Below are 12,622 nucleotides of genomic sequence, written 5' to 3'. Positions count from 1 at the left end.
GGCTTAGCCCGCCGTCATGACGGGACAGCGTCGATGGGCGAGATTTCAGCACGCCGCCCGAAACGGAGTCGAACCGCCGCCGCCAGGCTACCATGGCACCGTCCGACCCCCGCCCGGGCCCCGTCGGAGACGCTTGGCGGGCAGTACCTGCACATTCTATAAGCAGATCGCCCAGGAATTGGGCGCGCACCCCGGGGTCGACACGGCCGGACCCCGGGTCGGCGCCGTCAATTGCTTGCGGAGGGCGCGGAAAACGTCGCCGGGTGCGGTTGGCATAGACCCTGCTAACGGGGGAGCGGGCCGGCTGGCATCGGCCTCCGGCGGGCCGGGGGAGACGAGGTGAGATGAAGAAGATCGAGGCGATCATTAAGCCCTTCAAGCTCGACGAGGTGAAGGAGGGCTTGCAGGAAGTCGGCCTCCAGGGAATCACCGTGACCGAGGCCAAGGGCTTCGGACGGCAGAAGGGACACACCGAGCTGTATCGCGGGGCCGAGTACGTCGTCGACTTCCTTCCCAAGGTGAAGATCGAGGTTGTCCTGGCCGACGATATGGTCGAGAAGGCCATCGACGCGATCCGTCGCGCCGCACAGACCGGGCGCATCGGCGACGGCAAGATCTTCGTCTCCAATGTCGAGGAGGTCATCCGGATCCGAACCGGAGAGACCGGACTGGACGCCATCTGAACCCGGGGTTGGCCGAACCCCTGGGTCTTTCGTAACGCTCGCAAAGCAAAGGACGCATCTATGACGACGGCCAAAGACGTGCTGAAGCTGATCAAGGACAACGACGTAAAGTACTGCGATCTGCGCTTCACCGATCCGCGCGGCAAGTGGCAGCACGTCACGATGGACATCTCCCAGATCGAGGAGGAGACGTTCTCCGAAGGCGTCATGTTCGACGGCTCCTCCATCGCCGGCTGGAAGGCGATCCACGAGTCCGACATGTGCCTGATGCCGGATCCGGCGACCGCCGTGATCGATCCCTTCTTCGCCGAGACCACCCTGGTGCTGGTCTGCGACGTGCTCGAGCCGACCACCGGCGAGCCCTACAACCGCGACCCGCGCGGCATGGCCAAGAAGGCCGAGGCGCTGGTGAAGTCGATGGGCGTGGGCGACACCATCTTCTTCGGCCCCGAGGCCGAGTTCTTCATCTTCGACGACGTCAAGTTCCAGGCCGACCCGTACGCCTGCGGCTTCAAGCTCGACTCGATCGAGCTGCCGATCAACGGCGCCACCGACTACGAGGGCGGCAATCTCGGCCACCGCATCGGCTTCAAGAAGGGCTACTTCCCGGTGCCGCCGCAGGACTCGGCGCAGGACATGCGCTCCGAGATGCTCGCGGCCATGGCCAAGATGGGCGTCAAGGTCGAGAAGCACCACCACGAGGTGGCGTCGGCCCAGCATGAGCTCGGCATGAAGTTCGCGCCGATGACGTACATGGCCGACCAGCTGATGGTCTACAAGTACTGCATCCACATGGTCGCCAACATCTACGGCAAGACGGCGACCTTCATGCCGAAGCCGATCTACGGCGACAATGGCTCGGGCATGCACTGCCACCAGTCGATCTGGAAGGACGGCAAGCCGGTGTTCGCCGGCAACAAGTACGCCGACCTCTCGGAGACCTGCCTGTCCTACATCGCCGGCGTGATCAAGCACGCCAAGGCGATCAACGCCTTCACCAACCCGACCACCAACTCCTACAAGCGTCTGGTGCCGGGCTTCGAGGCGCCGGTGCTGCTCGCCTACTCGGCGCGCAACCGCTCGGCCTCGTGCCGCATCCCCTACACCACCAACCCGAAGGCCAAGCGCGTCGAGGTCCGCTTCCCGGATCCGATGGCGAACCCGTACCTGGCCTTCGCGGCGCTGCTGATGGCCGGCCTCGACGGCGTGAAGAACAAGCTCGATCCCGGCCCGGCGATGGACAAGGACCTGTACGACCTGCCGAAGGCGGAGCTCAAGCAGATCCCGACCGTCTGCGGCTCGCTGCGCGAGGCCCTCGAGGCCCTCGACAAGGACCGCGCGTTCCTGAAGGCCGGCGGCGTCTTCGACGACGACTTCATCGACGCCTATATCGAGCTGAAGATGACCGAGGTGATCAAGTTCGAGCACACCCCGCACCCGGTCGAGTTCGAGATGTACTACTCGGGCTGACGCCCGCGGCTGGCGCGATCGTCGGTCACGATCCGCGTCGAACGATCCAAGTCGAACGACGAGTCAGGGGCGCCCTCCGGGGCGCCCCTTTTTCGTGTCGTGATCAGCTCTTCAGGAACGCCAGGATGTCGGCGTTGAGCTGCTCCTTGTGGGTGTCGGCGAGGCCGTGCGGGGCGCCCGGATAGACCTTCAGCACCGCGTGCGGCACCAGCGCCTTGGCGGCGCGCGCCGAGGCGTCGATCGGCACGATCTGGTCGTCGTCGCCGTGGACGATCAGGGTCGGCCGGTCGAACCTCTTCAAGTCCTCGGTGAAGTCGGTCGCCGAGAAGGCCGCGATGGAGTCGTAGGCGTTCTTGTGGCCGGCCTGCATGCCCTGCAGCCAGAACGAGTCGATCATCCCCTGCGACACCGCGGCGCCCGGCCGATTGAAGCCGAAGAACGGCCCGCTCGCGATGTCGCGGTAGAGCTTGGAGCGGTCGGCGACGCTCGCCGCGCGCAGCCCGTCGAACACCGCGATCGGCAGCCCGCCCGGGTTCGCGTCGGTCTTCAGCATCAGCGGCGGCACCGCCGAGATCAGGCCGAGCCGTGCCACCCGGCCGGTGCCGTGGCGGCCGACATAGCGGGCGACCTCGCCCCCGCCGGTGGAGAAGCCGAACAGCGAGACGTCGCGCAGATCCAGCGCCTCGATCACCTGGGCGAGATCGTCGGCGTAGTGGTCCATGTCGTTGCCGTCCCACGGCTGGCTGGAGCGGCCGTGGCCGCGGCGGTCGTGGGTGACCACCCGGAAGCCGTTGGCGGCGAGGTGGAACGCCTGGGCCTCCCAGGAGTCCGACGACAGCGGCCAGCCGTGGCTGAGCACGACCGCCGGGCCGCGGCCCCAGTCCTTGAAGTAGATCTCGACGCCGTCGCGGGTGGTGATGGTGCTCGCGGTCCGGGTGGTCATGCTCTGGGCTCCTTGCGGCTTTCGGGGGGTGGCGTTCACGGGGGCTTGCACGGGGGTGGCGGACGGGGCGGCGCCGGCGGCGGCCGTTCCTGCGGCCAGGAGGGCGGCGCCCGTCCCGGCCAGCAGGGCACCGCGACGGGACAGACGGGGGTCGCCGTCGCTTTCGGGATCGGCAGGGTCGGGGGTGTCGGGGGTGTCGGGGGTGTCGGGGGTCATGACGTCCTCTCGGATCGATTTATATATCGCGCGATCTAATCGCGTGCGATCTATATGTCCGGACGCCGCGACCGAGTCAAGCGCTTGCGATCAGATCGCGCGCGATCTATATTGTTACGATCGAGTGAGCCCGCGATGCCGCCCCGACACCAGTCCCCCGACACGCCCCCCGCCCCGACCCCGGATCCGACCGCGGCCGTCAGCCATGCGCTGGGGCGGGACGAGTTCCTGTGCTTCGCGCTCCACTCGACGAGCCACGCCTTCGGCCGCGTCTACAAGTCCCTGCTCGATCCGCTCGGCCTCACCTACCCGCAATACCTGGTGCTCGTGCTGCTGTGGGAGCGCGACGGCCAGACGGTCGGGCAGCTCGGCGAGGCGGTGTTCCTCGACTCCTCGACCCTGACGCCGCTGCTCAAGCGGCTGGAGGCGTCGGGCCATGTGGCGCGCAGCCGCGACCCCGAGGACGAGCGGCAGGTGCGGGTGACGCTCACCGCCGCCGGGCGGGCGCTTCGCGACAAGGCGGCCCACATCCCGGGCTGCATCGCCCAGGCGTCCGGCCTGACGGCTGCCGACGCCCACCGCCTGAAGGCCGAGATCACCAGCCTGCGCGACGCCCTCGACCGCCATCTGCGGCGCTGACCGGGCGGCACCGGCGCTCCACCCGGGCCCGTCCGGGAGGTCCGGTCGCCGACGGTCGCGCCGACCGCCGGCCGGAACGTCGGCGGACGGCTCGGCGTTCGCCCCGCATGACCGCCATCGCCGCACCGTCCCGTCGTCTCCGCTGGTCCGGCTGGCTGCTCGGCTTCGCGCTGGGCGGCTTCTACGACGGCATCCTGCTGCACCAGATCCTGCAGTGGCATCATCTGCTGCTCGGCGTGGATGCCGCGCCGTTCCGCGACGTCCGGGTGCAGGTGCTGGCCGACGGCCTCTTCCACGCGCTGATGTACGCGATCGCCCTCGCCGGCGGCTGGCTGCTGTGGCGCGGCCGCGCGGCGCTCGACGCGGCCGGGGCCGGCCGCGGCCTGGTCGCCGACCTGCTGATCGGCTTCGGCGCCTGGCACGTGGTCGACGCGGTGCTGTTCCACTGGGTGCTGGCGATCCACCGGCTGCGCATGGACGTCGCCGAGCCGCTCCCCTGGGACATCGGCTGGCTGGTCGCCTTCGGGCTGCTGCCGATCGCCGCCGGGCTGCTGCTGCGGCGCCGCCCGCCCGCGCCCGGCGCGGCGCCCGGGCCCGGCGCGCCGCACGGACGCGCCGCCGCGGCCGTGCTGGCGGCGGCCGTGCTCGGCGCCGGCGCCGTGGCGGCCCGCCCGCCGCCCGATCTCGCCCCGGTGATGGTCTGGTTCGGGCCAGGCGCCACGCCGCAGACCGTGGCGCAGGCGGCCGCCGCCGTCGACGCGCGGCTCGTCTGGTCGGACCGCTCGGGCGAGCTGTGGGCCTTCGCGATGGACGACCGGCTGCAGGCCCTGCGCCTCTACGGCCACGGCGCCCGCTATGTCGGCGGCACGATCGTGGCCGGCTGCTTCGCCTGGGCCCGCCCGGGCTGACCGGGCCCGGCCCGGCCGGCCTGCGACGGCGCGTCGTCACCCGGCTGCGGCATTCTCCCGGTACGATGCGGCTCATCCGGTCCACTGCGAGACGAGCCGCCGCCATGCCGCAGACCCGTGCCCAGGCCTACGAGGCATCCGACGATGTCGGGCGCAGCCCGACCGACCTGCCGACGCTCGGCGACGTGATCGCCGCCCGCTTCGGCCGCCGCGACCTGCTGAAAGGTGCGCTCGGCGTCACCGCCATCATGGCGCTGCCCGGCCTGGCCGCGGCGCAGGGCGAGGCGCCCGCCGGGCCGGCCGCGCCCGGCGCCGCACCGGCCGCCGCGGACGCCGCCCCTGCCCCGGTCTCCCGCTTCGCCTTCGCCGAGGTTCCGGCCGGCGTCGACGAGCGCCACCACGTCGCCGACGGCCACGACGCCGACGTGCTGATCCGCTGGGGCGACCCGGTGCTGCCCGGCGCCCCGCCCTTCGATCCCATGAACCAGAGCGCCGACGCCCAGCGCCGGCAGTTCGGCTACAACAACGACTATCTCGGCTACATCCCGATGCCGGGCGCCGAGAACCCGGCGCGCCACGGGCTGCTCGTCGTCAATCACGAGTACACCAACGAGGAGCTGATGTTCCCCGGCCTCGGCCGGCAGGACCTGCGCAGCGTCGGCTTCGAGGGCATGACGCGCGCGCTCGTCGACATCGAGATGGCGGCGCATGGCGGCTCGGTGCTGGAGATCCGCCGCGGCGACGACGGCAAATGGCGCGTCGTCGACGGCTCGCGCTTCGCCCGCCGCATCGACGCGACCACCCCGATCGACGTCTTCGGCCCGGCCGCCGGCCACCCGCGCCTGCAGACGACCGCCGACCCGACCGGCCGGCGCGTCCTCGGCACCATCAACAACTGCGCCGGCGGCATCACGCCGTGGGGCACCTGGCTCACCTGCGAGGAGAATTTCCACGGCTACTTCGGCGGCACCCTGCCCGAGGGCCATCCCGAGGCGAAGAGCCACGCGCGCGTCGGCGTGCCCGGCAACTGGGTCGGCTGGGCCCGCTTCCACGAGCGCTTCGACGTCGGCCGCGAGCCGAACGAGGCGAACCGCTTCGGCTGGATCGTCGAGATCGATCCGTTCGATCCCGCCTCGACGCCCAAGAAGCGCACCGCGCTCGGCCGCTTCAAGCACTAGGGCGCCTATGTGCTGGTCAATCGCGACGGCCGCGTCGTCGTCTACACGGGCGACGACGAGGTGTTCGAGCGCGTCTACCGCTTCGTCACGGCCCGCCCCTTCGGGCCGGGCGATGCCGCCGCCAGCCGCGACCTGCTCGACGAGGGCACGCTGTCGGTCGCCCGCTACAATGCCGACGGGACGGTCGACTGGCTGCCGCTCGTCCACGGCGAAGGACCGCTGACCGCCGCCAACGGGTTCCACAGCCAGGCCGACGTGGTGATCGAGGCGCGCCGCGCCGCCGACCTGCTCGGCGCCACCCGGATGGACCGGCCCGAGGACGTCGAGGCCGACCCGCGGACCGGCAAGGTCTACGTGATGCTGACCAACAACACGAAGCGCCGGGCGGACGACACCGACGCCGCCAATCCGCGCGGCGCCAACCCGTTCGGCCACATCGTCGAGATGACGCCGCCGGACGGCGACCACGCGGCGGCGCGCTACACGTGGGACGTCCTGGTGCGCTGCGGCGACCCGGCGATCGCCGCGGTCGGCGCCACCTTCCATCCGGCGACCAGCCGCGACGGCTGGTTCGGCATGCCGGACAACTGCGCCGTCGACCACATGGGCCGGCTGTGGATCGCCACCGACGGCAACGCGGCGCGCCGCACCGGCCGCACCGACGGCGTCTGGGGGCTGGAGACCGAGGGGCCGCTGCGCGGCGCCTCGAAGCTGTTCTTCCGCTGCCCGGTCGGCGCCGAGATGTGCGGCCCGGTGTTCGGCCCCGACGACGAGACCCTGTTCGTCGCCGTCCAGCATCCGGGCGAGTCCGACGAGGGCGATCCGAACGCCCCGCCCGCCACCTTCGAGGCTCCGGCGACCCGCTGGCCCGACTTCTCCGCCGGCATGCCGCCGCGCCCGTCGGTCGTCGCCGTCACGCGCCGCGGCGGCGGCAGGATCGGCACGTAACGGCACCGAACGCCGGCGCGATCGCGACGCGCCTCTCTCCGGAGCGGTCTTCGGTTGTGATGAATCGCGACCGGCCTCCGCTCGTCCCCGCGAAGGCGGGGACCCAGGGCCGTCACGACGAGCGGCTCTGGATTCCCGCTTTCGCGCGAATGAGCGGAGTGTGGATCGACTTCTGCCAAACCGCCCCGAAAAGCCGAATGCCGGCCCCCTGCCCGGGCCGGCATTCGTCCCCTGGACCTCGTTCCGGAGGAGACGCGGAACGAGAAAGCCAGAACCGTGAAACCGTGTGCTCCTACGCGCGGGCGAGCGGCGCGGTGCCTTCGGGATGGGCGCTCCAGGAGATGACGGCCTGCGCCTCCTCCCAGGCTCCGGAGTCGCTCCGCGAGGTGCCGAGCCCGGCGACGACGACGGGCGGCAGCTCGGGCGCCGTCTCGGCGGCGGCCAGCGCGGCCTCGCCGGGCAGCGCCCGCACCACCCGGTTGCGGCCGAGCGCCTTGGCCCGGTAGAGCGCGGCATCCGCCTCCATCAGCAGCACCGACACGTCGGTGGTCGGATCGCCGGCGGCGAGGCCGACGCTGACCGTGGCGCCGATCACGTGGGTGCCGACCACCCGGCCCGCCTCCTCGAAGGCGTTGCGCACGCGCTCCGCCGCGATCGCCGCCTCGTCGGGGCCGCCCGGCAGCAGCACCACGAACTCCTCGCCGCCGAACCGCGCCACCAGGTCGGTCGCCCGCAGATTGCCGGAGATCACCGTGGCGAACAGCTTCAGCACCTCGTCGCCGACGAAGTGGCCGTGGCGGTCGTTGATCGACTTGAAGTGGTCGAGGTCGAACACCAGCGCGCCGATCGGCTCGCGCTTGCGGATCTGCGCGGCCTTCAGCTGCGGCGCCCCCTCGAAGAAGGCGCGGCGGTTGAACAGGCCGGTGAGCGGATCCGTGGAGGCGGCGTTGCGCTGCAGCCGCACCATCTGGTCCTTGCTCAGCGTCATCACGATGAAGGCGGTGCCGACCACGTAGAGGATCGCCTCCAGCGCGAACACGGCGAACCAGCCGGTGGCGAGGCTGAACAGGCCGTTCTCGTCCGGCATCATCGAGGCGAGCGGCACCGGCGCCAGGAACACGAGCCCGTGCAGCAGCGGCACGAACAGGGCCGGCCAGCGCTGGATCAGCGCCTTGCGGCGCTCGCGCCACAGCTCGAAGGCGGTGAGGAACGCATAGGCCGAGATGATCAGCGAGCTTCCGATCACCCGGTGCGAGACCGGCTCCATCAGGGCCGGGACCGTGCCGGCGGCGAGCCAGGCGAAGGCGCCGGCCGCCATGCCGAACCACAGCACCGGCCGGCCGTGGAACACGCGGGCCGCGCTCCACATCAGGCCGCAGGCGAGATAGAGCAGCGCGTTCGGCAGGCTCGCCGGCAGCGGCAGATGGCTGCCGTCCAGGCTCCACAGCGCCACCGAGAAGCCGCCGAGCAGATAGGCCGCGCCCCACCAGGCGAGCGCCCGGATGCGCTCCTGCCGCCAGACGCTCAGCAGGAACAGGCCGAGCAGCGACGAGATGCTGGTGGCGATCACGAACAGCGTCGACACGTCGAGGGCGATCGTCGCTGTCGGATGGAACGGGGTCATGGCGATCTCCGCAGGCCCTTGGAACGCCACGACTGTAGGCGGGCCGGCGGGGGCCGGCGAGCGGAGCTTGGCGAGACGCTTTGCGGGGACCTGAACGGGATAGACGGGTTTTCGCGGTGAAAATGATCGCAACATGGGGAGAATGCGCGGCAATCACCGCACAAACCTTAGCGACGCCGATTTCGCCTTGAGTTTCTGCCAGTTGCAGGAACAGTTCGAGTCCGCACGAAAATCCGATGGAAATTCCGAAGCGGACCGTGCCGCAGCACCTGTCCGGCCCCCCTGAATCGGATTAACCCAACCAGGGGTGTGGGAGCACCATGGTTCGCGTTCTCCGCGCCGAAACACGCCCGAATCCCGCTCCGGAGGTCCGATCCGCGGCGCCCGGCGGGCGCCCGCGCATCGTTGCCGAGCCGTTACCGCACCGGCGGAAAACCGGGGGGTCGGCTTCACCGGACGGCAAGCCGTCCATGTAATTCTGCGCTTGGTTTTCCGGGCTGGCCTGCCGCGCCCCGCGCCCGCCGCGCGCGCGACACTCCAGGCAGCGAAGGCGCGATCCCCATGAGCGTGAGTTCGGTCTCGACCCCGTCGAGCGATCTGCTGCAGCAGCTCTATGCCCGCATCGACCGCGACGGCAGCGGCGGCGTCACCCGCGACGAGCTGCAGGGCGCGACCACCACGCTGCTGCGCGACGAGGCGTCGCCGCGCGACATCGCCGCGCTGTTCCGCAGCGCCGACACGGACCGCGACGACCTGCTGTCGCAGTCCGAGGTGAAGTCGGCCTTCGAGAGCCTGTCGTCGGAGATGCGCAGCCAGCTCCTGAGCCTTCAGGAGGCGACGAGCGCGACCAGCGACCCGGCCGCCGACCCGGCCGCCGACGCGACCGCCGACGACGCGGCGGTGGCCGACACGCTGCAGGCCCTGCTCGACAGCGATGCGGCCGACGACACCGGCGAGACGAGCGCCAGCGATGCGACGGCCACGGCCGCGGCGCCTCCGCCGCCTCCGCCGCCGCCCGAGAGCCGCGGCGAGCCCGGCGGTCCGGGCGGGGCCGGCGGCCCGCGCGGAGCCGGCGGACCGGGCGGACCCGAGGGACCGCGGGTCGCCGCCATCGAGGATCCGGCCGACAGCAACGGCGACGGCACCGTGAGCCCGGCCGAGCAGGAGGCGTACGACGCCACCCGGCCGGCCGCCGCGACCGACACGGCCGACGGGGCCGACACGGCAGCCGCTGCCGAGACGGCAGCCGTGACGGCGACGGACGAGTCCGGCACGGACGGGTCCGAGACGGACGGGTCCGAGACCGGCGACACCGGGACCGGCGCCGCCGCCACCGCGACCACGATCGAAACGGCGGCCGTGACCGACGACACCGCCGAGGACGAGACCACGGACGAGAGCAAGGAGCGGACCCTGACCAGCGCCTGACCGCAAAGACGACGCAGCACACCACACTGAGGGGGGCGCGAGCCCCCCTTTTTTTGTTTCCGGCAGCGCGGTCCGGACATTGCCCGGCGGCATGCGCGCCCGTGCGCCGGGCCGGCCTCCGGGGGCCCGCCCTGTTTCCCGCAACATTCCGGAAACAACAATTTCTTCAGTGATTTACCTCGCAGAAACGGGGCTGCGCGAGGGTCGGGCCGTATCGTCGACACTGGCCTGCCGCACGCCGCGCGTGTCGCCCTGCGCGCGACATCCCAGTCAGCAAGGACGTGGGTCCATGACTATCGGTTCGATTTCGTCGTCCTCGACCGAGCTTCTGCAGTCCCTCTACGCGAAGCTCGACACCGACCAGAGCGGCGGCGTCACGCTGGAGGAGCTGACCTCGGTCTCCGAGGATCTCGCCGGAACGTCGAGCAGCGACGCCGCGGCGCTGTTCGAGAGCACCGACGCCGACGGCGACGGTCTGCTCTCCGAGACCGAGGTGAAGTCGGCCTTCGAGAGCCTCTCCACCTCGATGCGCAGCACGCTCCTCGCCGAGCAGGAGACGTCGTCCGACACCGCGGCGGCCGACACCATCACGGCGCTGGCCGGCAGCGCCGGCGGCGCGGGCTCGGCCTCGGGATCGGAGGACAGCGAGAGCAGCGACGCCGTGTCGGACTCCGACAGCGGCGGCGGTGGTGGCGGCGGTGCCGCCGCGACCGAGGAGGAGACCGGACCGTTCGACGTCGCCGACACCAATCAGGACGGCGAGGTGAGCGCCGCCGAGCAGGCCGCCTACGACGCCAAGCACGCGCCGCCCGAGGCGACGGCCGGTGGCGCCCCGCCGCCGCCGCCCGGCGCACCGCCCGAGGAGGCCTCCGGCACGGCCGCGACGTCGGGCAGCACCACGACCGCGAGCACGCTGGCGGCCGCCGCGTAGCCCGATCGCGCGCGCCGGCCCCGGCACGATCGCGAGCGAGAGCCTCGTGGCCCGGGCGCGGCGCGACGCGCCGCGACCCGGGATCCCGGACCCGGGATCCGGGCCCCGGAGCGATCGCACGACACGGTCGCCGAGACGCCATCGAGACGCTCGCCGAGGGGCCCTGGGTTCCGGCGCTGCGGCGCATCAGGCCGGCGGCGTCGCCTTGTAGATGTCGGCGCGGCCGCAGCCCGGGAACGGGATCATCTCGACGTCGAAGCCGGCGGTGCCGAGGGCCCGGACGAAGAAGTCGCGGGTGAAGCCGAGCTCCATCCAGCCGTGCCGGCGGATGCAGCGCACCGCGTCGCCGTCGAGCCGGAGGCCCCACGGATAGGGCAGGAAGTCGACCGCGTGGCCGACCACCGGCTCGCCGCAGAAGACGACGAAGCCGCCCGGCTTCAGCTTCGCCCGCACCTCGGCCAGCACCGCCATGAAGTCGAAGGCGTGGTGGAAGGCCTCGTAGAAGACGATCCGGTCGAACCGCTCCCCGTCGAAGCCCCGGCCGAAGCGGTTCGGCTCGGTGCGCACCGTGATGCCCATGGCGCGCGCCTGCGCCTCGATGTGGCCGAGCCAGGTGGCATCGATGTCGACCCCGCAGGCGGCGACCCCGAGCCGCGCCAGCGCCAGCAGCAGCCCGCCGCCGCCGGGGCCGTATTCCAGCACGCTGTCGCGCCGGCGCACGTCGAGGACCTTCAGGACGTGGCCCCAGGCGTAGAAGTGCTCGGCCATCAGGGCGCTGCCGTCGATGCTCCACGGCGACAGCTCGGTGAAGGCGTTGCCGACCTCGCGGCCGGTCAGCTCGTCGACGGCCGGATCGTAGCGGCGCGCGGCGCCCTCGCCGCCGAACCGCACATGCGCGTAGATCGCCAGCATGCGCTCCCGGTACGCGTCCGATAGCGGGTCGAGGCCGGCGACCGACAGCGCCGGCGGCAGCACCAGCCGCAGGGTCGAGATGCGGGCCAGCGCCTCGGCGGTCGGCCGCTCGAAGTCGAAGGCGGCGATCGCCTCGGCCATCGCGTCGAGCGACACCGGCACGCCGGTCTCGAACCCGGCCGGCGGCACGGGCGGGACCGCCGGCCCCTCGGCCACCGGTCCATCGACAGCCGCAGCGTCGCCCGCCGCCGCGGGCGTGGCCTCGCCCGGGGCGGTCGTCCGGCGCCTCCGCCACCATCCCGGCAGGCCGAGCATCGGCGGGTCCTCGCATGGGGGCGGAGCGGCGCGCAGGCCTGTCCTCCGTCGTGCTCCGCGACGGCGGAGTTCGTCGTGCTCCGCGAAGGCGGAGCACCCAGTACGCCGCAGCCTCTCGACTGGAGAAACGGAGCTCGGTGGATTCTGGTTCGTCCGCCTGCGGAGGCGCTTTGCAGAGTGTTCCCGTCATCCCGGGGCGGCGTACTCGGGCCGGCCGCGGGCCGGACCCGAGGAGTCCGCGCCCCGGAACGACGAATTCTGCAAGGCCCTCGCCTGCGCGGACGACGCCGATCGAGAGGCCGTGCCTTCGGTATCGTCTCGGGTGCCCATGGGCCGCGTGCCGCGCCGCGGGCACGAAAAAGGCCGCCGTCGCCGGCGGCCTTCCAGATCGTTCCTGATCCAGGTCGGAGCGGCGGGTCCGGGCGCG

At 71.8% G+C, this 12,622-nt stretch carries 9 protein-coding genes and 1 pseudogene; 7 read left to right on the top strand and 3 right to left on the bottom strand.

Annotation, left to right across the window (positions count from 1 at the left end; all coding sequences use genetic code 11):
* Positions 1 to 344 precede the first annotated feature (344 nt).
* Positions 345 to 683 (top strand): P-II family nitrogen regulator, encoded by a 339-nt coding sequence (locus J2S22_RS12345; protein ID WP_111356758.1) that lies wholly within the window; start codon positions 345 to 347, stop codon positions 681 to 683.
* 60 nt (positions 684 to 743) lie between these two features.
* Positions 744 to 2,153 (top strand): type I glutamate--ammonia ligase, encoded by a 1,410-nt coding sequence (glnA, locus tag J2S22_RS12340; protein WP_272780028.1) that lies wholly within the window; start codon positions 744 to 746, stop codon positions 2,151 to 2,153.
* Positions 2,154 to 2,256: 103 nt separating this feature from the next.
* Here glnA and J2S22_RS12335 read toward each other — a convergent pair whose 3' ends face one another.
* Positions 2,257 to 3,096 carry an alpha/beta fold hydrolase gene (locus J2S22_RS12335; protein WP_272780029.1) on the bottom strand — a complete coding sequence of 280 codons (840 nt, stop codon included), beginning with the start codon at positions 3,094 to 3,096 and terminating at the stop codon, positions 2,257 to 2,259.
* A gap of 426 nt (positions 3,097 to 3,522) precedes the next feature.
* Between J2S22_RS12335 and J2S22_RS12330 the strand changes: the two genes are divergently transcribed.
* The 3 genes and pseudogenes from J2S22_RS12330 to J2S22_RS12320 all read left to right on the top strand — a co-directional run bounded on the left by J2S22_RS12330 (position 3,523) and on the right by J2S22_RS12320 (position 6,985).
* A complete protein-coding gene (locus J2S22_RS12330) occupies positions 3,523 to 3,951 on the top strand; it encodes a MarR family winged helix-turn-helix transcriptional regulator (protein ID WP_272780031.1) in 429 nt (142 codons plus the stop codon).
* 107 nt (positions 3,952 to 4,058) lie between these two features.
* On the top strand, positions 4,059 to 4,859 hold the full coding sequence (locus tag J2S22_RS12325) for a DUF2243 domain-containing protein (protein WP_307155831.1): 801 nt from the start codon (positions 4,059 to 4,061) through the stop codon (positions 4,857 to 4,859).
* A 104-nt stretch (positions 4,860 to 4,963) separates the two neighbouring features.
* Positions 4,964 to 6,985, top strand: a pseudogene (locus J2S22_RS12320) (PhoX family protein).
* Between the two features lie 292 nt (positions 6,986 to 7,277).
* On the opposite strand, the gene J2S22_RS12315 reads toward J2S22_RS12320, so the two are convergent.
* Positions 7,278 to 8,609, bottom strand: coding sequence for a GGDEF domain-containing protein (locus tag J2S22_RS12315; RefSeq protein WP_272780087.1), 1,332 nt, complete (start codon positions 8,607 to 8,609; stop codon positions 7,278 to 7,280).
* Between the two features lie 561 nt (positions 8,610 to 9,170).
* On the opposite strand from J2S22_RS12315, the gene J2S22_RS12310 reads away from it, so the two are divergent.
* Both J2S22_RS12310 and J2S22_RS12305 read left to right on the top strand, forming a co-directional pair.
* Positions 9,171 to 10,037: an EF-hand domain-containing protein gene (locus tag J2S22_RS12310; protein WP_272780088.1), complete on the top strand. Its 867-nt coding sequence runs from the start codon at positions 9,171 to 9,173 to the stop codon at positions 10,035 to 10,037.
* Between the two features lie 289 nt (positions 10,038 to 10,326).
* Positions 10,327 to 10,968: an EF-hand domain-containing protein gene (locus tag J2S22_RS12305; protein WP_272780089.1), complete on the top strand. Its 642-nt coding sequence runs from the start codon at positions 10,327 to 10,329 to the stop codon at positions 10,966 to 10,968.
* 186 nt (positions 10,969 to 11,154) lie between these two features.
* On the opposite strand, the gene J2S22_RS12300 is transcribed toward J2S22_RS12305, so the two are convergent.
* Positions 11,155 to 12,096, bottom strand: coding sequence for a class I SAM-dependent methyltransferase (locus J2S22_RS12300; protein ID WP_272780090.1), 942 nt, complete (start codon positions 12,094 to 12,096; stop codon positions 11,155 to 11,157).
* Positions 12,097 to 12,622: the final 526 nt, after the last annotated feature.

Origin of the sequence: Rhodoplanes tepidamans (genome assembly GCF_030813915.1) — a bacterium.
GTDB lineage: Bacteria > Pseudomonadota > Alphaproteobacteria > Rhizobiales > Xanthobacteraceae > Rhodoplanes > Rhodoplanes tepidamans.
The sequence above is the reverse complement of the archived record's forward strand: the minus strand, read 5'-3'. Positions and strand labels throughout refer to the sequence as shown.

Excerpts from the sequence above, each read along its gene's own strand:
- J2S22_RS12335 (WP_272780029.1), bottom strand. The coding sequence starts at position 3,096 with ATGACCACCCGGACCGCGAGCACCATCACCACCCGCGACGGCGTCGAG.
- J2S22_RS12325 (WP_307155831.1), top strand. The coding sequence starts at position 4,059 with ATGACCGCCATCGCCGCACCGTCCCGTCGTCTCCGCTGGTCCGGCTGG.
- glnA (WP_272780028.1), top strand. The coding sequence starts at position 744 with ATGACGACGGCCAAAGACGTGCTGAAGCTGATCAAGGACAACGACGTA.
- J2S22_RS12345 (WP_111356758.1), top strand. The coding sequence starts at position 345 with ATGAAGAAGATCGAGGCGATCATTAAGCCCTTCAAGCTCGACGAGGTG.
- J2S22_RS12310 (WP_272780088.1), top strand. The coding sequence starts at position 9,171 with ATGAGCGTGAGTTCGGTCTCGACCCCGTCGAGCGATCTGCTGCAGCAG.
- J2S22_RS12315 (WP_272780087.1), bottom strand. The coding sequence starts at position 8,609 with ATGACCCCGTTCCATCCGACAGCGACGATCGCCCTCGACGTGTCGACG.
- J2S22_RS12305 (WP_272780089.1), top strand. The coding sequence starts at position 10,327 with ATGACTATCGGTTCGATTTCGTCGTCCTCGACCGAGCTTCTGCAGTCC.